At 28.9% G+C, this 22,197-nt stretch carries 20 protein-coding genes; 15 read left to right on the forward strand and 5 right to left on the reverse strand.

From position 1 onward, the window contains the following. Nucleotides 1-83: 83 nt before the first annotated feature. The 9 genes from AXY43_RS24250 to gshAB all read left to right on the forward strand — a co-directional run bounded on the left by AXY43_RS24250 (nt 84) and on the right by gshAB (nt 12,251). Nucleotides 84-1,820, forward strand: coding sequence for a S8 family peptidase (locus AXY43_RS24250; RefSeq protein ID WP_023975074.1), 1,737 nt, complete (start codon nt 84-86; stop codon nt 1,818-1,820). A gap of 219 nt (nt 1,821-2,039) precedes the next feature. Continuing rightward, nucleotides 2,040-4,046: a DUF342 domain-containing protein gene (locus AXY43_RS24255; protein WP_105412302.1), complete on the forward strand. Its 2,007-nt coding sequence runs from the start codon at nt 2,040-2,042 to the stop codon at nt 4,044-4,046. 133 nt (nt 4,047-4,179) lie between these two features. Further along, nucleotides 4,180-4,800, forward strand: coding sequence for a superoxide dismutase (locus AXY43_RS24260; RefSeq protein WP_017209643.1), 621 nt, complete (start codon nt 4,180-4,182; stop codon nt 4,798-4,800). A 168-nt stretch (nt 4,801-4,968) separates the two neighbouring features. After that, the gene (locus tag AXY43_RS24265; protein WP_011969180.1) at nt 4,969-5,613 is read left to right on the forward strand and encodes a pentapeptide repeat-containing protein; all 645 of its coding nucleotides are present in this window, start codon (nt 4,969-4,971) and stop codon (nt 5,611-5,613) included. Nucleotides 5,614-5,784: 171 nt separating this feature from the next. Then, the gene (locus tag AXY43_RS24270; protein ID WP_023975071.1) at nt 5,785-6,636 is read left to right on the forward strand and encodes a DegV family protein; all 852 of its coding nucleotides are present in this window, start codon (nt 5,785-5,787) and stop codon (nt 6,634-6,636) included. Between the two features lie 144 nt (nt 6,637-6,780). Then, nucleotides 6,781-7,647, forward strand: coding sequence for an SDR family oxidoreductase (locus AXY43_RS24275; RefSeq protein WP_011969182.1), 867 nt, complete (start codon nt 6,781-6,783; stop codon nt 7,645-7,647). A 476-nt stretch (nt 7,648-8,123) separates the two neighbouring features. Next, nucleotides 8,124-8,447, forward strand: a complete 324-nt coding sequence (locus AXY43_RS24280; protein WP_011969183.1) for an ArsR/SmtB family transcription factor — start codon at nt 8,124-8,126, stop codon at nt 8,445-8,447. 96 nt (nt 8,448-8,543) lie between these two features. Continuing rightward, nucleotides 8,544-9,857, forward strand: a complete 1,314-nt coding sequence (locus tag AXY43_RS24285) for an MATE family efflux transporter (RefSeq protein ID WP_023975070.1) — start codon at nt 8,544-8,546, stop codon at nt 9,855-9,857. 45 nt (nt 9,858-9,902) lie between these two features. Continuing rightward, nucleotides 9,903-12,251, forward strand: a complete 2,349-nt coding sequence (gene gshAB, locus AXY43_RS24290) for a bifunctional glutamate--cysteine ligase GshA/glutathione synthetase GshB (RefSeq protein WP_105412303.1) — start codon at nt 9,903-9,905, stop codon at nt 12,249-12,251. 56 nt (nt 12,252-12,307) lie between these two features. On the opposite strand, the gene AXY43_RS24295 is transcribed toward gshAB, so the two are convergent. Next, nucleotides 12,308-12,850, reverse strand: a complete 543-nt coding sequence (locus tag AXY43_RS24295; RefSeq protein ID WP_017209639.1) for a DUF4489 domain-containing protein — start codon at nt 12,848-12,850, stop codon at nt 12,308-12,310. Between the two features lie 225 nt (nt 12,851-13,075). Here AXY43_RS24295 and AXY43_RS24300 point away from each other — a divergent pair, with 225 nt between their 5' ends. Together AXY43_RS24300 and AXY43_RS24305 are read left to right on the forward strand one after the other, a co-directional pair. Then, a complete protein-coding gene (locus AXY43_RS24300; protein WP_023975068.1) occupies nt 13,076-13,735 on the forward strand; it encodes a DUF6483 family protein in 660 nt (219 codons plus the stop codon). Nucleotides 13,736-13,811: 76 nt separating this feature from the next. Continuing rightward, entirely contained in the window at nt 13,812-14,369 is a 558-nt protein-coding gene (locus tag AXY43_RS24305) for a hypothetical protein (protein ID WP_077723651.1), read from the forward strand. 10 nt (nt 14,370-14,379) lie between these two features. On the opposite strand, the gene AXY43_RS24310 is transcribed toward AXY43_RS24305, so the two are convergent. After that, entirely contained in the window at nt 14,380-14,829 is a 450-nt protein-coding gene (locus AXY43_RS24310; protein ID WP_011969189.1) for a threonine/serine exporter family protein, read from the reverse strand. A 64-nt stretch (nt 14,830-14,893) separates the two neighbouring features. Continuing rightward, nucleotides 14,894-15,652, reverse strand: a complete 759-nt coding sequence (locus AXY43_RS24315) for a threonine/serine ThrE exporter family protein (protein ID WP_105412304.1) — start codon at nt 15,650-15,652, stop codon at nt 14,894-14,896. 347 nt (nt 15,653-15,999) lie between these two features. Between AXY43_RS24315 and glyA the strand changes: the two genes are divergently transcribed. From glyA to AXY43_RS24330, 3 genes are all read left to right on the forward strand, one after another. Further along, nucleotides 16,000-17,235 (forward strand): serine hydroxymethyltransferase, encoded by a 1,236-nt coding sequence (gene glyA / locus AXY43_RS24320; protein ID WP_023975066.1) that lies wholly within the window; start codon nt 16,000-16,002, stop codon nt 17,233-17,235. A 220-nt stretch (nt 17,236-17,455) separates the two neighbouring features. Next, on the forward strand, nt 17,456-17,971 hold the full coding sequence (locus AXY43_RS24325; RefSeq protein ID WP_054249133.1) for an isochorismatase family cysteine hydrolase: 516 nt from the start codon (nt 17,456-17,458) through the stop codon (nt 17,969-17,971). Nucleotides 17,972-18,097: 126 nt separating this feature from the next. Next, nucleotides 18,098-18,346, forward strand: a complete 249-nt coding sequence (locus tag AXY43_RS24330) for a hypothetical protein (protein WP_011969193.1) — start codon at nt 18,098-18,100, stop codon at nt 18,344-18,346. A gap of 159 nt (nt 18,347-18,505) precedes the next feature. On the opposite strand, the gene AXY43_RS28200 is transcribed toward AXY43_RS24330, so the two are convergent. Both AXY43_RS28200 and AXY43_RS24335 read right to left on the reverse strand, forming a co-directional pair. Then, on the reverse strand, nt 18,506-18,661 hold the full coding sequence (locus AXY43_RS28200; protein WP_011969194.1) for a hypothetical protein: 156 nt from the start codon (nt 18,659-18,661) through the stop codon (nt 18,506-18,508). A 126-nt stretch (nt 18,662-18,787) separates the two neighbouring features. Next, nucleotides 18,788-19,279, reverse strand: coding sequence for a hypothetical protein (locus AXY43_RS24335; RefSeq protein ID WP_105412305.1), 492 nt, complete (start codon nt 19,277-19,279; stop codon nt 18,788-18,790). A 563-nt stretch (nt 19,280-19,842) separates the two neighbouring features. Here AXY43_RS24335 and AXY43_RS24340 point away from each other — a divergent pair. Then, complete coding sequence (locus tag AXY43_RS24340; RefSeq protein WP_105412306.1) at nt 19,843-22,032, forward strand: DNA topoisomerase III; 2,190 nt, start codon at nt 19,843-19,845, stop codon at nt 22,030-22,032. Nucleotides 22,033-22,197: the final 165 nt, after the last annotated feature.

Here is a 22,197-nt window from a genome sequence, read left to right on the forward strand (position 1 = left end):
AAGAACTGAATATTGTACACATTAAAATATTATATATAGAAGTCGTTCATAAGGATTCCGAAGAGATACATGGAGGAGTTTAAATGAAAAAAAATATATTGATGGAAAGAATTTTTCATGATATTAATTATGATAATTATGTTGTACAGTATCAAGGAGATATTGAAGCTGAGATTTCTAAAATACCAGATTACTATGTTACAGTAATCAATGATAGATATGCCGTTGTATCTGTTAAAAAAGATGTTGAAATCAATATGGGAAATGAACCATATATTTCATCAATTGTATATGTTATTCCTGCAGAATTTTATACTTTACAAGATATTTCACCAGTAGATGCGTCTCAAGCTAGCTTTTTACAAACCGGATCTCAATTGAACTTAACAGGAAAAGGTGTAAATGTAGCAATTATCGATTCGGGTATTGATTATCTTAGCGAAGAGTTTATGGATGCTAATGGGGAAACAAGAATTGAAAATATTTGGGATCAAACATTGATAAGTAATGCCGAAAACGGTTCGGAATCTGTACCGTTTGGGGTATTATTTGATAGAAATAAAATAAATGATGCTATAAGAGCAAGTAGGGAGGGAGGATCTCCAGATGATATAGTTCCAAGCAGAGATGAAATTGGACATGGGACGAATATGGCTGGAATAATTGGAGCTAGTGGAAAGAATCCGAATTTAAGGGGTGTTGCACCAGACTGTAATTTTGTAGTAGTAAAACTTATAAGAGATTTTTCATATGAGGTCCAGTTTCCAGACGTAATAGTTCCTGTGTTTAATATAACTGCTATTTTTGCAGCATTGCAATATGTGTATGAATATGCTTTAACGACCAACAAACCAATGGTTATATATTTTCCTCTTGGAAGTAGTTTGGGAAATCATAAGGGAGAAGGTATACTGGAAGACTTTATAGATGCAATATCAAGCAATGGAGGAATAGCGGTAGTTACTGGTACTGGAAATCAGAGGAATGCTGGCGGCCACACATCTGGTTCAGTAACTCAGATTGTTGGAGCGCAATCACCTGGTGCTGGGGTTGCGGAGTTAGAAGCGTCACCTGAACAAAAAAATATATGGGTGCAAATATGGGCTGATTTGCCTAACATAATGACGGTTGAAATAGTTTCACCATCAGGGGAAAGTTCTGGGATATTGAGTTTAATAATTAATTACACCATAAATCATACTTTTATTTTTGAGAAGACCTCAATTAGAGTTAATTTTTATTTTCCAGAAGAAGTAACTGGAGATGAGTTGATAAGGATAAGATTTTATAATTTGCAGCCTGGTATATGGAGAATCAGAATACTGGCGAATTATATTTCTAATGGAAGATTTAATGCTTGGATACCACAAAAGGGGCTAACAGTTGGAGATACAAGATTTAGTTTTTCAGATCCATTTGGAACTATAACAAATCCAGGAAACTCAATATACGCTATAACTGTAGCGGCATATAATCAAAATAATAACAATATTGTTGATTTTTCTGGTATGGCCTTTTTGGAATCCTACACTGATAGAATAGATGTTGCAGCAGGTGGAATAAATGCACTAACGGTTGCCCCGAATAACACAACGGCAGTAGTAAGCGGAACTAGTGTATCAGCGGCTGTCGTATCTGGAGTTTGTGCTATGCTATTTCAATGGGGGATTGTAAATGGAAATGAACCTAATATGTATGCACAAACTATTAAAGCATATCTTGCAAAAGGAGCAATGGCGAGAAGTGGAGATGTTACTCCAAATCCATATTGGGGTTATGGCATATTGAATGTACCAAGGATTTTTGAAAATATGACATAGAGAAAGAGTAATTAAAGCAATATTTTAATTATCTTTTTATAGACTTATTCTTAATTGAGTAAGTCTTTTATTTTATTAAAGAAAAATATTGTTATTCTTTAGTAGATTAGTGGCAATTTATATAAGAAAAGCTAACAATATGTATAAATAAGTATTAAATGTAATCGATTAATGTTATAATTAGTTAAGGAATAATGTCAAGTTAAGGAGATGAGGAATATGAATAGGACTTATGTTGGAAAATATTTAGATGAATGTTTAAATAATGCTTCAAAAGAATTAAATGTTGCAGAGGAAGACCTAAACTATAAAATAATTAAGGACAATCATTCATTTATCAATAAAAAAGTTGAAATAGAAGTTATGGATGTTGATTTATATTCCTCAAGTTCTAATAATCATCTAAATTATACGGAAGATTTCACGAAAGATGTTGCTAAGAAAAGAGTTGTAATTAATGAGGATAATGTAATTAATAATGATGAAAATGGAGTTAAAGTAGAAAATGGTGATGTAGTAGTAATAGAAGGTTTAAGCAAAGTATATAAAGAACAGACAACAATTAGGCCTTGTGAGAAAATCAAACTTTTTATTAATGGAGAACTATGTAGTGAAAAAGGACCATATGAAATAAATCAATCTGATAAGATAGATTATATAGGTGAGAAAATAGAACAAGTAAAGAAAATATCAGTGAATATTTCAGTGGATAAAATGGAAGGATATATAAAGGTAGAATATAAACCAGCATACGTATATAAACTTAGGGATAAGCCAATGGCTAAAGATTTGATTCTTAAGGCGATGAAGGTAGCGGAAGATTATCCTAAAAAATATACATTAACAGAAATAAAGGAAATATTAAGGCAAAACAAGATAACTGATGGAATAATATATAAAAATCTTATAGAAGCATGCGCATTAGGAAATGGAGAAGAGAAGTTAATAGCTGAAGGTATTAGTGCTATTGATGACACGCCAAATGAAATTAAAGTGTTATTTGATATTGGAGAAAAGAGGATAGTGAATGAAAACTCAAATGAAAAGATAGATTATAGGAATGTATATTCTATATCTAGTATAACTGAAGGACAAGTTTTGGCAGAAATAATTCCAGGTAAAAATGGGCAAGATGGTAAAAATATATGTGGTGAAGTATTAAAGAAAAAGACTGTGAAAAGTAGACCTATAAAAATAGGCGATGGATGTAAAGTTGAAGGAAATAGTATAATTGCCACTAAAACTGGCAGGCCATCATCTAAAAATGGAATTTTGAGTGTAAATAGTTTATATAATATTCAAGATGTAGATATAAAATCCGGGAATATATTTTTTGTTGGAGACGTTTATATTAAAGGTAATGTTAAAGAGGGAATGAAAGTTAAATCGGGAAATTCTTTAACTATCGAAAAAAATGTTGACATATCTACCATAGTGGCAGGAGGAGAAATTAATATTAAAGGAAGCGTGATTAAATCAACTGTTCTTACTGGACAAGTAGATATGGAAAAGAAAATGTATTTGGAAAAGTTAAATGAATATAAAGATATCATATCAAAACTTATAAGTGCGGTTGAAAAGTTAAATGAGTCTAGCAATAACTCTAAAAAAATTTCTGAATTGGTTAAAATTCTTATAGAAAACAGGTATAAATCTATACCTAAATTGTCTTTAAATATAATAACTCATAGTATTTGTGAAGATAGTGATAATAATGATTTAGTAAGTTTTATAAGAAGTAAAATGATGGGATTAAACTTATCAAAAATAGAATCAATAGAGGATTTAAGAAATCTTGAAGAGTTAATAACCAATGAAATAGAACTGTTAGAAGATAATATGATAATTCCAGCAGACATATATATAGGCTATTGTCAGGATTCTTTAATAAAATCTACAGGAAATATTATTATAAAAGATAAAGGACAATATGTTTCTAATTTAACAGCACTAAATGATATTATTTTTTTACGTGATGATTCAGTAGCCAGAGGGGGCGTTATATCAGCAAGAGGAAATATTAAACTTGGAATAGTTGGGAGTCCTTCGGGGGTAACAACCAAATTGGAAGTGTTGCAAGGAGGAATTATAACTGCAAAAATTGCATATAGCAATACAGTTTTTTGCTTTGGAGAAAGATTAAAAACATTAGATGTCTCAAGTAAAGATATTAAGGCATATGTCAATAAAGAAGGAGAAATAATAATTGAGAAGTTTGTACTGTAAAGAATTATAGATTTTCTCATGTGTGTTGATAGGATTTCAAATTTTTACTTTGATTATTTAGGTGAACATTTATTCAATTAAAACATACTATAATATAAAATGAATTTTGTTCTCTAAAGTTTGGAGGAAAAATATGAGATATGAAAAAATTGAATTAACGTATTCGTATAATTCACTAGAACCATACATTGATGAAGAAACTGTAAAAATACACTATACTAAACATCTTCAAGGATATGTTGATAAACTAAATAATGTGCTTAAGGGATATGAGAAATTTACAGAGGGAAAAACCTTAGAGCAAATACTTTCAAATCCAAATAAAATACCTAAAAAAATTTATCGCGATGTTATAAATCAAGGTGGAGGTGTATTAAATCACAATTTATATTTTTCAATTCTTTTCCCTTATCCTAAAAAGGAACCTGAAGGGAAACTACTTAACGAAATAGTTAGTACTTTTGGTTCACTAGAAATGTTAAAGAAGCTTGTTAGCGAAACTGCAATAAATAAATTTGGATCAGGCTATGGCTGGCTAGTTAAAGATAAACGTGGTAAGCTGAAAGTTGCAAATAGTTCAAATCAGGATACACCTCTAAGTTTTGGATTTACTCCAATACTAACAATAGATGTTTGGGAGCACTCGTATTATCTGAAATATAAAAATTTACGTGGAGATTACGTTAAAAACATATGGAATTTAATTGACTGGGCGCGAGTTGAGGAATTGTATAAGAATGATAATTTGGTTTGATTTTAATTTCCGTCAATAAAGAGAGCTTTACTTTAGTTAAAGTTCTCTTTTATATATGTACTAAAATAAAATCAAGATTGCGTATAGTAAATTATTATACACAATTCATAAAATAAGAATTATAATAAAGGAAAATTTAAAATTAATTTTGGGGTAAGGAGAATGCATATGGCGGAATTAAAAAAAATATCAGGACCAAGATTAAAGAGTATATTAGAAGAAAATATAAACATTAAAGAGAAACTCATAAATGAAAAATATTTAACAAATACTTTAGTTAGGAATAGTTGTCTAGAATATATGAATGAAGAAAGGGTGGAGATTAGTGCATGCAAGTTTGAAAATGTTGTGTTTAGGGAGTGTTGTTTAAGAAATGTAGACTTAGTAGATATAATATTTGAAAATTGTGATTTATCAAATATTGATTTTTCAAATGGAAGTATACATAGAGTAGAATTTAATAATTGCAAGCTTTTAGGATCTGATTTTAGTGATAGTAGTATACAAGAGGTTCTTTTTAAAGATACAGTTAGCAGATACTCAAACTTTGGATATTCAAAGGTCAAGAATGTAAAATTTCAGGAATGTGATATGCAAAGTAGTATGTTTTTGGAATGTAGCTTTACGTATGTTGCATTTAATGGATGTGATTTAGCTAACTCTGAGTTTACTAATACTCCTCTTAAAAAAGTAGATTTTAGAGAAAATAACATTTCGGACATATCGTTAACTGGAAAAGAGCTAAAAGATGCTATTGTATCTCCTATGCAGGCAGTTGAGCTAGCAAGATTTCTTGGTGTAATAGTTAAATAAGCATTATTCCCGTTAAAGTAAAATTGTCTATAGGTGATTTATTTTTCGATTTTAAAGATTAGATTTTTTAAAAGTTAGGGTATTAGTTTCGAAATGTTTTGGAAATATTGATAAACGTATAGAGAGTGATATAATGATTGTAATGTAAAATTAATTTAGGAGGAACAATAAGTGGAAAAGATAGCATTAATTACTGATAGTGCATCGGATATAAGCATAGAGTTATTAGAAGCAAACCAAATAAGGCTTTTGCCATTTAAAATTATATATTCGGATAAGGAATACGAGGATAGAATTGATATAACTCCCCAATTTATGTATGAAAGATTAAAAACAGAAATTCCTAAAACATCGTTACCGAGTATTGAAAAAATAACAAGCGTTCTGAAAGATGTTGTTAGTGAGGGATTTACGCATGCAATAATAATAACTATTTCATCTGCATTTTCAGGAACATATAATGCAGTAAGACTAATTTGTGAGGAGTTCAAGGAGCTGAAAACTTTTGTTTTTGATTCTAGAACATTAACAATGGCAGAAGGTGCAATTGTTTTGGAAACTTCAAGGTTAATTAGAGAAGGTAAAACATTTAATGAAATAATTGAAATTCTACCTACATACAGAGAGAAGATAGATTTATTTTTTACAATAGATACTTTAGAATATCTTCAAAAAGGAGGAAGGATTGGCAAAGTGGCAGGAACAATAGGAGAGTTTTTGAATCTTAAGCCAATAATAACTGTAGCAGAAGATGGAACATATAGAACTGCAGCTAAAGTTAGAGGTTCAAAGCAAGCTGTATCTAAATTAACCAGTATATTTAAAATGTATTTAGAAAAAGGTAAATATAAAGCCTGGATTTTAGATGGAAATGGTTTTGATAAGGTACAAAACCTATACTGCTTGATAAAAGATTTACCCAATGTAGTTGAGTGTACAATAGCTGGAACAATTGGTCCAGCGCTTGGGGTAAATACAGGACCAGGACTTGTAGGACTCGCAATTGAGAGAATAGATGAATAAGAGGTATTATAAATAAACTTCTAGTAAGTTAAGTGAAATTAAATTTCTAACTTACTAGAAGTTTAATTTTTTGCACATAAATATTTTTTAGTATATAGGAAAAACTAATTTTTATAAAAATAAAGAAAAACAGGAGGAATTAAAATGAATTTTCCAACATCTTTTCCAAAACAAGAACAAAAAGAACAACCAGGACTGGAGTATGAAATGAATCCAGCTCCAATATATGATGATCCAAGTTATAATAAAAAAGGAGATATATTAAAGGACAAGATTGCAGTAATTACTGGAGGCGATAGTGGAATCGGAAAGGCTGTTGCTATAGCATATGCAAATCAAGGCGCTGACATAGTGATTGCTTATTATAATGAAAATAAAGATGCAGAAGAAACAAAAAAAATAATAGATAATATAGGCAGAAGATGTACCTTAATTAAAGGTGATATAAGTGATCCTAATTTTTGTAATAATGTTTTAGAAAAAACTATTAAAGAATATGGAAAAATAGATATATTAGTTAATAATGCAGCAGTTCAATATGAAAGTGCAGATTTCAAGCAAATAAGTGACGAGCAATTTGATAAGACATTTAAGACAAACGTATATGGAACATTTTATATGACAAGGGCAGCATTAAATCATTTGAAAGCAGGTGGATGCATAATAAATACTGCTTCAATAACTGCATATAAGGGAAATGAAACATTAATTGATTATTCAATGACTAAAGGTGCTATAGTTACATTAACAAGATCTTTATCTACTGCATTAGCAAAAGGAAAAACTAATATAAGAGTAAATGCTGTTGCACCTGGGCCAATCTGGACACCATTAATTCCAGCAAGCTTTGATGAAAAAAAGGTTGAGAAATTTGGATCGGATACACCATTGGGAAGAGCAGGACAGCCAGTAGAGTGTGCTGGAGCATACGTATTTTTAGCTTCACAATGTGCTTCATATATCACAGGGCAAGTAATCCATGTTAATGGTGGAGAAATAGTAAATGCGTAGATAAACAAATATTTGTATAATGTTTTTGAAGAACAATTTTACATAAATTATATTAAGAAATTTATATGGGAAGCTTACTTTTAAAGCTGCGAAACTAGTAGTAAAATTTATTATATGATTTACATAGATTAAAATTATACTTTGTAACATCATAAAATGTTGATTAGAAAATCTAGAGTCAGGAATAAAATCTTGGCTCTTTTGATTTAAGCGATATTTCTATAGAAAGTAAAATATATTAATGAGAAATGCTAAAAGAATAATACTAGCATTTATGTTTGCGGAAACCTTAGATTAAAATATACTATTTATCAACATAAGACAGTAGCTAGAGTTATGGCATCAAATAGATAGGTATATATGTGATGGCGGTTTAAAAGGCAAATTAAAATAAAAAATCTTGACTACACATAGATGAATATCTATACTATATACATAGATTAGTAAAATGGCTAATATTGAAAAAGGAGTTAAATGTGTGTAAGAAATATGATAAGAATGGAAGAATTTTAAAGGCACTTTCAGATCCTAATAGGCTAAAAATAATAGACTTATTATCTTGTGGAGAAAAATGTGCGTGTGAGATATTAGAGAGCTTTGAATTTACACAACCTACTTTATCGCATCATATGAAGGTATTAATAGATTGTGGGTTGGTTAAAGCAAGAAAAGATGGAATTTGGAACTTGTACAAGTTAAACACAAGTAATTGTAACAGATTAGTGCTGTTTTTACTTAATCTAATTACAGAAAATGAGGATTGCGTACAAATTGATAAGAAAAATGAAGATTCTAATTAAAAGTTAATATGAAAGTACGATTTTGTTAATCTTTATAATATACTAAATATAATGTACTTATTAAAAATAATAAAAATTTATAAAAACGGAGATGAAATGAGACAGATTGATTTAACTAAAGGAAAAACATTGAATGTTCTAACAACATTATCAGTACCAATAATGGGAAGTTCATTGCTACAATTTACATATAATCTGGTTGATATGCTGTGGGTTGGCGGACTTGGAAGTAATGCTGTAGCGAGTGTTGGATCAGCGAGTTTTTTCGTAGGCCTTGGATATTCTATAAACTCATTAGTAGTTATAGGAACAGGAATAAAAGTCGCACATTCTATAGGTAAAAAAGAAGAGAATGAGGTAAAAGAGTATATTAATGCGGGCCTTTTAATTAATGCAGTAATGTCGTTTATTTTTGGGTCTATACTTATTATATTAGGAAGAGCACTTGTGAATTTTTTAAATATAAATAATATTGCAGTTGAAAAAGATGCATATGAATTTTTAATTTTCAGTGGACCTACAATAATTTTTGCATTTTTTAATCTTTTATATGCAAGGATACTGGGGAGCTTTGGAAATAATAAATTAGCATTTAATATAAATGTTGTAGGAGTAGTTGCAAATATAATATTAGACCCGATTTTTATTTATGCTGTAAAACTAGGCGTTGAAGGAGCAGCAATTGCAACAATGATTGCTAATATTATAATGTTTTTGTTATATTTATTTAGATCATCGGGAACACTTAAGTATAATTTTAGTGTAAAAATTGATTATAATAAGATAAAGGAAATAATAATTTTAGGATTTCCTATGGCTATACAAAGAATTCTATTTACTGTAATAAACATATTCCTTGCAAAAATAATAGCTATATTTGGATCAGATGCAATAGCTGCTCAAAAAATAGGACTTCAAATTGAATCTATTACATATATGGTTATTGGTGGCCTTCATGGTGCGATAGCTGCATTTACAGGTCAAAATTTTGGGGCTAAAAAATATAAAAGAATCAAAGAAGGGTATAACACTGCACTTAGGATAGGAATTATATACTCTCTTCTTATGGCATTTATATTCATGTTTTTTAGTACACCATTTGTTAAATTATTTGTTAAAGATCAGCAAACAATTGCAATAGCTAATATGTACTTACAAGTAGTAGCATTTTCTCAATTATTTAGTACTACAGAAACTGTATCTAATGGATTATTTACAGGCATAGGAAAACCTAAAATATCTTCAATTATAAGCATTATATTTACAGCACTACGAATACCAATGGCATTAGCTTTAATAAAACCATTTGGTTTAAATGGTATTTGGATAAGTATTTCTATATCGAGTATTCTAAAAGGAAGTGTAGCTTATATATTATATATAATTGAGGTGAAAAGAAAATATAAATAGAAATCAATAAAATATATAGATAAAATTTATATGGGGAGGCAGTCAATGTTAAATGAACTTAAAGAATTATTTACGCCTTTTGAGTTATTAAAAGGTAATTATGGTATAGAAAGAGAAAGTTTAAGAGTAAATAATAAAGGTGAGTTATCAGTTAAAAGACATCCAGCAGTGTTTGGTGAGAAAGTGGAAAACAAATATATAACTACGGATTTTGCTGAAAGTCAAATAGAAGTTATAACACCACCATTTAAAAATATAGAGGAAACATATAATTTTTCTAGAGTGCTATATGATATTGTTGCAATGGAAATTGAGGATGAATATTTATGGCCACAGTCTATGCCGGGAATAGTACCTACCGATGATAAAATTAGAATTGCAGAATATGGTGACAATGAAAAAGGTAGAGAAGCTAGACGTTACAGAGAAAATTTAATAAAAAAATATGGAGGTAAAAAACAGCTTATATGTGGTATCCATTATAATTTTTCCTTTGATGATGATTTCTTGAGAAAGTTATACTGTTTATATGAAAGACAGAACACTCATAAGCTTTTTAGTGGAATATTTAATGAAAATCAGAAATTGAGATACAAGGAGTTTAAAAATAACTTATACTTAAAGGTTACAAGAAATTACTTGAGGTATAGGTGGATTATTATCTATCTTTTAGGAGCAAGTGGAGTTGTTGACAAAAGCTATATGGGACCTTGTATGAATTCATCTAAGGAAATTGCACATGATAGTTTTTCAAATGAAGGGGCTTTGTCTTATAGAAATAGTGAATGTGGGTATAAGAATAAAATAGATCTATATCCTAATTATAATTCTGTTGATGAGCATATTGAAAGTTTAAGGAGATTTGTAAGCGATAAGCTTATAGGAAGCCATAAAGAATTATATAGCTGTGTAAGGCTTAAACCAAAAGATCCAAGTGATTTCTTTAATTCACTTAGTAAAGATGGAATCCAATATCTAGAATATAGAAGTATTGATATTAATCCTTTTGAAAAAGGAGGAATAAGCTTAGATGATCTGTATTTTCTTCAAGTATTTAATTTGTTTTTGCTAATTAATGAAGAAACTGACTATGATAGATGGCAGGAAGAGGGAACAGAAAACCAAAATATAATTTCAAAACTAGGACAAAAAGATGTTTTATTAAAGAAAGATGGAGAGCTTATTTCCAAAGAGCATTGGGGAGTAGAAATATTAAATAATATAAGAGATATTAATGATAAATTGAATCTTGGAAAAGAAAGAATTATTGACTTGATGATCGAAAAAATTAAGAATAATCAACTAACATATGCTTATAAAATTGAAAAAAAAGTAAAAGAAGAAGGATATATCAATGCCCATTTAGATATAGCACAAAAATATAAAGAAAATTCTTATAAAAACAGATTTAAATTGGAAGGATATGAAGAATTAGAGCTATCTACTCAAATATTAATGAAAGAAGCCATTAAAAGAGGAGTAGAAGTTGAAGTTTTGGATAAATTCGAAAATTTCATATCACTTAGAAAGAATAATAAAGTAGAATATATTAAGCAGGCAACTAAAACATCAAAAGATAGCTATATAACTGCTTTAATTATGGAAAATAAGAGCGTGACTAAAAGAGTTCTTTCTGATAGTGGTATTAAGGTTCCAAAAGGAATTGAGGTAAATTCAATAAATGAGTCTTTTAATATAATAAAAGAATTTACTAAAAAGCCAGTTGTTATTAAACCAAAATCAACAAATTTTGGGATAGGTATAAGTATATTTAAAGAAGGCGCTGATGAAGAGAGTATTAAAAAGGCTTTGGAACTCGCATTTAAATATGATAATACAGTTCTCATAGAAGAATTTGTTAAGGGAAAAGAATATCGTTTTTTAGTTATAGACGGTAAAGTTGCAGGAATACTTCATAGAGTTCCAGCTAATGTTAAAGGGGATGGAGTCAGTTCTATTAAGGAACTAGTGGAAATAAAGAATCAGGATCCGTTAAGAGGTCATCACTATGTAACACCACTTGAAAAGATAATTTTAGATGAAAGTGCAGAATTATTTTTAAAGCAACAAAATAAAGATTTTAATTATATCCCTGAGGAAGACGAAATTGTTTATCTAAGAGAGAATTCAAACATAAGCACTGGAGGAGATAGTATAGATTATACTGATAGTATTCCTGAAAAGTTTAAAATAATAGCTGTAAATGCAGCGGATGCTGTAAACGCAAGAATTTGTGGAGTTGACATGATGCTTGAAAATTTTAACGACGAAAATTCTAATTACTCAATAATCGAACTAAATTTTAATCCTGCAATTCATATTCATTGCTATCCTTATAAAGGTACGGAAAGAGAAATTGGTGTAGAAATATTAAGGGTATTAAATTTCGTTTAAAATATAAAAATAAAGGAAGCTCTCAAAAGAGCTCCCTTTAATATAATTAGCTATAATTATAGAGATTCAACAGCTAAAGCTGATAATACTGCATTAGTTATAGTTAATCCAGCTGTTACAGAAATTAAGCTAGTTGGCTCAAGTTGAACTGTATAAGTCGTATTAGCATAAGCTGGATTGCAATCACAAAATTGAAAACTAAATGATTCAGATTCTAAGACACTAACTGTTTCGGCGAAAGTAAATGTTCCACCTATTGGTTGAGGAGCTCCATCACCAACTGTTTTTATTAATGTGAAATTTAGATTTACTAAAATATCTACAGGTAAAGAAATTATGCTAGTAAATGTTAAAAGCACTTTAGGATTACACATGTTAGTAGTATCTAGAGAAACACTAGCTACAGGTATAGGTCTAGATAATGGTGTTGAAATTATAGGCAATGGTCCAACTCCACCAGAACCAACATTTAGTAAAGCTCTACCAGGCTCTGGGGCACGATTGTAACATCTGCAACTAGGACGATTGTCAGAATAAGTGCAGCTAGGACGAGTATCGTAGCAATCATAATCATGTTCATTTTCACAAATAATATTCATAAATTACCTCCATACTATCATAAGTTTATCAAGTTTTTCTCCGTATAATTTAGTTGTAAGAGATTCTTTTTATATTATATTGTATGAGAAATGTATAAAAATGTGATGTATTAGAAAATCTAATATTTTATAAATTTTTATGAGTATAATAATTAAATGCAAAGGTATTTATATTTTAGGAATATACAAATTTAACTAATAATTTAAAAGATGAGGTGCGACTCAATGATAAAGAATGATTATATGAAAGAGATAGAGAATACTTTAACATTAACAAATGAAGAAGTAAGAAAGGATATAGTAAAGGGTGATATAGGAGAAGCTAAAGAAAAAATAAACAAAAAACTTAAGGCTCTCGTAGGAATCGATATAGGAACTATAGACATATTTTCTTTCAGCAGCATAGAAAGTTTTATAGGTAAAGAAACGCATTATAATGCAGAAAAATTTATAGCATTTGGAAGTCTTATGAAACTTCAAGGACTTATTAGCGATAAGGAAAATAATGAAAGCGCTAAAATTCAATATTATGAAAAGTCACTAGAAGGTTTTTATAAGGCTTATATTGAAGATGATGAGATAAATGAGAAATATCTTTATGAAGCAACAGAAGTAGCAGATGAATTAATTAATTATGAACTTTCCTTAGATTTAGACAAGAAAATATTTAGAATATATGAACTGACTAATAAGTTTGATAGAGCAGAGGATACCTTATTTTATATTCTTAGAAAGACTGATAATGATGGTAGCATTATTTTAGAAGGAATTAAATTTTACAACAGACTTAAAGAAAAAGATTACGATGAATTAGCGGAAGGTAATCTTCCTATAGAGGAAGTTAAAGATGGAATTTTGGAGCTTGAAAGAAGACTTGGTTTATAAATCTTTACTTAAATGAAGTAAGTAGAAATGACTTGCTGTTGGTATTATAGGAACATTGCTAAAAATAAATAATATAATGATAAAAAGTAATTACAATTTAGAGGAAACTATGGAGTTTAAGGGATGGAATGATTTTGAGAATCTAGCGAGAGCTTGTGGATATAGTAGTTGTGGTAAAAATGACAATGGAGATAAAACAGAGGATGAGTTTGAAAATTCAGAATGTAGAGATATTCCAAACGGATTTCAAGATGTAGATCCACAGCTATTTATTCTTATAGGAGAGATATTGGGAAATATATTATCAGGAAGGCTTCCGTTCAATGTTCAAAATGCATTAGGAAATTGGCTGCAATTAGTTGGCCAAGTAATAGAGACATATAATGCCCAGCAGCAATATTTCCAAGGAGGACCAGGAATATACTTTAATCCTAAAAGTTATAATGTAAGTAATCCGTTTTGTAGTAGTTCGCAAAATACTAACTCAAGCAAAAATAAACCTAATAAATCAACAAATGATATTAAGAAGAAAAATTCAGAAGAGGACATGGATAGTAAGATAAACCATTTGGAATTATCATTAAATGATTTAAGAGAAGAAATAAAAGAGATTAAAAAATTACTAGAAAAATAATCCAGTTAATTTATTTTTCTAGTAATTTTTCTTTAACTTTTTTTAAATTTGTTACCTGTTTTGTTATAGTAGATACAAATATTACCCCTAATGCTAATGTTCCAGCACTAGCTAATGTATTTAACCCTAATTCTACTGCACGGCTTATATTGCCACTTATTGTTTCGTACATTGTATAGTACATTCCAGAACCAGGAACTAGTGGAATAAGTGCACAAATTACCAAAGTTGTTACAGGTGTTTTTAAAAGCCTTGCACAAATTTCTGAATATATGCTAAATAGTATTGAGGATATAAACAATGATAAGATATCACCTATATAATTTTCTTTTAAATAAAGATAAGAAAACCAACTTATAGCACCACCTATAGATGCAAATATTAAATTCTTTCCTTTTATATTAAAAATTATTCCAAAGCCTAAGGATGCTAAAAATGAGACTGCAATTTGTGTTAGCATAAAACCTCCTAAATATTATAATAAAAATGAAATATATTCTATTAGCTTATTATTTGGATTAGAATTAACCTAAGTTATTTATAAATAGGCTTAAAACTGCACCAGTGCCAACAGCTATAGAAACCGCAACTAAAAATGCTTCAGAGGCTTTTGTTATACCAGATAAAAAGTCACCAGCTATAGTATCTCTAATTGCATTAGTAATTGTGAGCCCAGGAACAAGAAGCATAATAGAACCTATAATAGTTTTATCTAAATTATTAGATAAATTTAATTTTATGAATGCTATAGCTAAAAATGCACACAATCCTCCACTTAAGGAATTAGTGAAAAATTCGTTTATATTTAATTTTTGGCATATAACAACAATGATTTTTATTACTGCACCAATTATGCTTGCAGAAATAAAGTCTTTAAGATTTCCACCAAACATAATACTAAAGCATCCTGCGCTAAGAGCAGACCACAATAAAGTGGTTAAGTTAGAGTACCTATGGCTATTCGATATGTTTGTAAGTTCTTTATTAAATTCATTTATATCAATAGTTTCTGTTTGTATTTTTCTAGAAAGATCATTGACTAAATCTACTTTATGTAAATCAACACCCCTAGAAATAATTCTTTGAACAATGGTAGCAACCTCATCGTAATAAGTGACTGTTACAATTATCCCTGTCGGTATTACAAAACTATCAACTGTATGAGCACCAAAGGCAGTACATATTCTACTAATGGTTTCTTCGACTCTATAAGTTTCGGCACCACTTTCTAGCATTATTTTTCCAGCCAATGTAGATACTTTGAGTAATTTATTTAAGTCCATAATTTTTTCTCCAATATATTTTTTATAACAAATGAATTATAGCACATAATAAATAATTCTTATAGGAGTAAGTTATATAATATTTAATAATGAAAGATTATATGTTATCAGCGGATAAAATCATTGGAAGTTAAGCATATTAATATAGTAGACTGAATCTATAAGATAATATAAAATATAACAAATTCTACTAAAGGCAATATAAAAATATAAAAAATAGTTGATAAATTTAGTAAGAAAACATATAATTTGAATATAAGTGAAACTCTTGTACATATTTTATACTATGTTAAAGTGGTTTCTCGTGCCCGTTAGGGAACAAAAATATATTGGGGTGATTTATTAAGATGAATTTTGAAAATATACAAAGAGAAGATAAAGAAATTTATGATTTAATTGAGAAAGAGCTAGTTAGACAACAAAAAGGAATAGAATTAATAGCTTCAGAAAATATTGTAAGTCCGGCTGTTATGGAAGCTATGGGCTCTTATTTAACTAATAAATATGCTGAGGGATATCCAAATAAAAGATATTATGGAGGATGTCACGTTGTAGATGAAATAGAACAAATTGCAATTGATAGAGCTAAGGAATTATTTGGGGCAGAGCATGCTAATGTTCAACCTCATTCAGGTTCACAAGCTAATATGGCTGTATATTTTGCAGTATTAGAACCAGGAGATACTGTATTGGGTATGGATTTGAGCCATGGTGGGCATTTAACTCATGGTTCTCCAGTTAATTTTTCAGGAAAATTGTTTAACTTTGTATCTTATGGAGTTGATAAAGAAACTGAGATGATTGACTATGAAAATGTAAGAAAGCTAGCTATTGAAAATAAGCCAAAGCTTATAGTTGCTGGTGCAAGCGCATATGCAAGAATTTTAGATTTTCCAAAGTTTAGAGAAATAGCTGATGAAGTTGGTGCATTATTAATGGTAGATATGGCTCATATTGCAGGACTTGTTGCTGCAGGTGTTCATCCATCACCAGTGCCATATTCTGATTTTGTAACAACAACAACTCATAAGACTTTAAGAGGTCCAAGAGGTGGGTTAATACTTTGTAAAGATAAATATGCTCAAGTATTAAATAAAAACATATTTCCAGGAATACAAGGAGGTCCTTTAGAGCATATTATAGCTGCTAAGGCTGTTTGTTTTAAAGAAGCATTAGATCCAAGTTTTAAAACATATGGAGAAAATGTAGTTGAAAACTGTAAAGAACTTGCAGAACAATTAATAGCTAGAGGTTTTAAAATTGTATCAGGTGGAACAGATAACCATGTATTCTTAGTTGATTTAAATAACAAAGACATAACAGGAAAAGAAGCAGAAGCTTTATTAGATTCTGTTGGAATAACTGTTAATAAAAACACAGTACCTAATGAAACAAGAAGTCCATTTGTAACTTCAGGAATCAGAATTGGTACAGCAGCGATAACAACTAGAGGTTTTGTAAAGGATGATATGGCTGAAATTGCAGCAGTTATATCAGAGGCAATAGAGAAGAGAGATGGAGATTTATCAGCTCTTAAGACTAGAATAGAAACTTTATGTGATAAACATCCATTATATAATTAAGTAATAAGGACATAGTGAGGCTTCATTTATATGAAGCCTCTTGTTATATTTATCTAGAATTCTAAAGAGTAAATAGAAATTTTTATTTTTATTGTCGCTATTATTTATAATTAAATAAGTAATTAAATACTTGAGATAATAATAAAATAAATTGAGGTTTAGAATTTACATAAGAGATTTTGAAAATATAATATGATTTATGTGGAAGATGAGGAGATAGATGAAAAAAGCACTTTTGATTATTGATGCTCAAGAAGATTTTATTGGTGAACAGCGTAATAAAGAGAAATTTAATTTTGAAGATGTAGATAATCTTATTAATAATATAAATAAGAAAATTATATTTTATCAGAGAAATAAAGATATAGTAATTTATATTGCTAGTGTACTTCCTAATAATTTTTTTTATAAGAAGTTTTTTGGATACGGTCTTGTAGGAACTAAAGGGGCCAAATTGGATAAGAGGATTAAGATAGTATCGCAAAATTATTTTGAAAAACAATTTACAAGTGCTTTTAGAAATAGTAATTTAGTGAAATTCATGAAAAAGAATGAAGTGAGTAAAATAGAGTTGGTTGGAGTTGATAATAATGAATGTATTTTTAAGACTGCAAGAAGTGCGGTTAAGATTGGACTTAATGTTATCATACCCAGCAATAGCATAGGAATTATTAATAATGAAAAATATAGTAGAATAACGAACAAATTAAAGTCAATTGGAGTAGCTTATATATGAAAAAAACTAATAAAATTAAGATTAAGTTTTTATAAATATTTTATTTAAAAATTTCTCATGAACATTTAAAGTATTTCAGAATAATATATATTATGAAGAAAGAAGGTTTTATGGGAGGAAAAATTAATGAATCCTTATCAATTAATTATGAATGTTCAACAAAGAATGCAACAAGATCCTGACTTTGCTAATAAATTTAATAAAGCTGTATCTGAATTAAACAAGGTGCCAGGACTTCAGCAAAGAGTTATTCAAATAGCTCAAATTAGTGATGAAAGTCAAAGGGAACAAGCTATGGAAAGATTACCTAAAGATGCAAAGCATGCGGTAAAAAGAATCTTAGGATTATTAGATGAGTATAATATTTATAAATGATTTAAATTAGAATTATATATTTTCAAGTACTTATTGAATAAAAGAAGTTTCATATAGTTGTAAGGATTTAACTATATGAAACTTCTTCTATTTTAGATTAAAAAGCATAATAGATTTTTAGGGGAAATTTATTATTAATATGTTAATTTGGCTCGGAAATTAAAATCCTCTTTTTTCAGCTTCAATACCACTTTCATTTCTTCCAGGCTTTTTTATTGTTGTATTGTAACTACTTTTCGCATATTGATTTTGAGTTTTGTTACCATTTCTTAAAAAATTACTTTCTGAATAATCTTTATTATTATTATTGTCCACAAAATCATCTCCTTTAATTTATTATATATATAGTATGTCTACATTAAGAAAAATTAATTGTGGTAAATTTAGTATAGAGATTATAAAAAATAATATTCTATTTTATAATCCTTTTGCAAGAAAATATTACAAAATAGAAATTAATACAAATAAAACACCCCAAAAAAACAAATGAATGGAGAATGTTATAAATGAGCAAATTAGAAGTCTTTGCCTTGTATTTAAAGATGGCTCTATACTTACTCTTATAATAAAATAAAAACCTGCTAAAGTAAAAAGTGCAGAACATAGACTATCGTAAGAGAGTATAAAGATAAGTAAAATTAAGCCTAAAAATATAAAATTCCAGCCAGGCATGTATTTTACTTGGACATATTTTTCTCCTGAATCTAAGTATGTACCATTAATAGCAATATCACAATTATTATCTATACTTACCAGAATGGCGGTTTTACTTCCTAATTTAAATGTAGTCTCGCGTGTAACTCCAAAAGTTTTAGAGCTTTGAAGTTTTACAGGAATGTTATTTACTAGTAGGCTCTTTCTTAAAAAATTTTTAGAATATTCTATAGTATAATTTATATTATCTACATTGGCAATCCATCTTTGAGTTCCCATAAAAACCTCCTTTATTAATGAACATTAAAGTTATTATTATATAAATTTATAATAAAATTAAGTTAGTATATTTAAATATATACATAAATATGTTTGAATAGAATTGAGTTTTTACTTTAAAACAAATTATAAGCTAAATAATTAACTAATTATTTGACAAAGACTATGTAGATATGATTTATATTTATATGATAATAGTACAGTGAAAAATGGTCATTAAGCATATATAATAGTAGGGGTAATTATAAATTCAAGTTAATTATTAAAAAATAATGGTGGGTGTAAAGAATTAGTGATTTTAAAAATGACTAAGCTGAGAATAGTTGATTCAAAATAATAGGATTATCAAGAAAAACGTTGTATAATGGTAAAGTAATTAAAAATCATACTGATAATCATATACTAGAATAATTAAATAAACGATAAGACGTCTTAAAATTTGTAAAATAAATATGATTAATTTGAGAAATATATATTTTACTAAAATAAAATTAAGTATAGAAAATAAACAATTATAAGAAATAAATTTTTATTATTGAATTTTTTATCGACAAGGAGAAAAAATGAGTAAAACATTAGTATTAGCAGAAAAACCATCAGTGGGGAGAGATTTGGCAAAAGTTCTTAAGTGTAACCAAAATAAAGGTTCATATATAGAAGGTAGTAAATATATAGTGACTTGGGCAATGGGGCATTTAGTTGGGCTTATGGATCCTGAAGGATATGATAATAAATATAAAGAGTGGAAAATGGAAACACTCCCAATGCTTCCTAAACATATGAAACTTACGGTGTTAAAAAAAACAGGGAGACAATATAATGAAGTAAAAAAACAATTATTGAGAAATGATGTTAGCGATATTGTAATTGCTACAGATGCTGGAAGAGAAGGGGAATTAGTTGCTAGGTGGATTTTGGAGAAATCAGGGGTGAAAAAGCCGCTTAAAAGATTATGGATCTCATCTCAAACAGAAAAAGCAATCTTAGATGGATTTAGAAATTTAAAACCAGGTGCAGCTTATGAAAATCTTTATAAAGCAGCAGTATGTAGAGCAGAAGCTGATTGGCTTGTAGGACTTAATGTGACAAGAGCTTTGACATGTAAATATAATGCACAATTATCAGCAGGAAGAGTTCAATCTCCAACATTATCTATGATTGTGTTAAGAGAAGATGAAATAAGAAATTTTAAACCAAAAACTTATTATACTTTGGAAGGAAAAACTAGGGGATTTAACTTAGCATGGGTAAATAAGGACAATAATTCGAGAATATTTGATGAAGAATTTGCTAATAAGGTAGCTTCAAAACTAAAAAATTCAGAGGGGAAAATAGTAAATATAAATGAAGCCAATAAGAAAAAGTTTTCTCCAGCCCTTTATGATTTAACAGAACTTCAAAGAGATGCAAATAAAATATGGGGATATTCTGCAAAACAGACATTAAACATAATGCAGAGGCTTTATGAAAATTATAAAATATTAACTTATCCAAGAACAGATTCAAGATATATTACTACTGATATTGTGGCTACTATTCCTGATAGATTAAAAGCAATTTCTATTGGAGAATATAGAATTGTAGCAGAAGAACTACTTAAAGGAAAAATAATTGGCAATAAGAGTTTCGTAGATAATTCAAAAGTAAGTGATCACCATGCTATTATTCCAACGGAACAAAAGCCTAATTTAGCACTTTTATCATCTGAAGAAAGAAAAATTTATGATTTAGTGGTTAAAAGATTTTTAAGCGTTATGCTTCCACCCTTTGAATATATTCAAACTACAATAGAGGCAGAGGTTCAGGGGGAAAAGCTTGTAGCTAAAGGAAAAGTTATTAAAGCTAAAGGATGGAAAAAGCTTTATGATAGATTAGAAGAAGATAGTGATGAAGAAGAAATAAAAGAGCAAGTTCTTCCTACAGTGTCTATTGGGGACAGTATTAGAGTAGAGAGTGCTAATATAAAGAAAGGTGAAACAAAACCACCAGCTAGGTTTACAGAAGCTACCCTTTTATCAGCAATGGAAAGTCCTCATAAATATATTAATGTTTCCAAGGAAGCTGCTAAAACTTTAGGTGAAACAGGTGGGCTTGGTACAGTTGCTACAAGAGCAGATATTATTGAAAAATTATTTAATTCATTTGTTATAGAAAAAAAGGGCAAGGAAATAATTCCTACGTCAAAAGGAAAGCAACTAATGGAACTTGTGCCAAAGGATTTAAAATCACCACTTTTAACGGCTAAATGGGAAAGCCAATTAGATGAAATATCAAAAGGAAAAAGAGATGATCATTCATTTATAAAAGAAATGAAAAACTATTCAGTTGCTTTAGTGGAAGATGTTAAAGGTACAAATAATAAGTTTGTTCATGATAATAAAACTGGAAAGAAGTGTCCTAATTGTGGCAAGTATCTATTAGAGGTTAAAGGTAAAAATGGAGTAATGAATGTCTGCCAAGATAGAGAATGTGGATATAGGGAAAGTGTAGCTAGAGTGACAAATGCTAGATGTCCAGAGTGCAAGAAGAAATTGGAACTAAGAGGAAATGGTGAGGGAGCAATATACGTATGCCCTGGCAGTAACTGCAATTTTAGAGAAAAAGCCTCTCAATTTAAGAAGAGATTTGAGAAAAATGGAAAGATTGATAAAAGAGAAGTGAATAATTATATGAAGAAAATGAAGAAAGAAGCAGAAGAATTTAACGATAATCCTTTTGCTGCATTATTAGGTGATATAAAATTTGATAAATAGTAAAAAACTTCTAGTAGCTTAAAGTTACTAGAAGTTTTTTATTAAATATATTTATACCCTTTATTTCGGTAGTTATGCATAAGTTAAAAATATTGTCATATTGTTAAGAAAAATAGAATTACTTGTTATATTATTTCTTCTTATGGTAACACTAATTTTGAAAGG

The sequence above is a fragment of the Clostridium sp. MF28 genome, from assembly GCF_002969175.1.
Classification (GTDB): domain Bacteria; phylum Bacillota; class Clostridia; order Clostridiales; family Clostridiaceae; genus Clostridium; species Clostridium beijerinckii.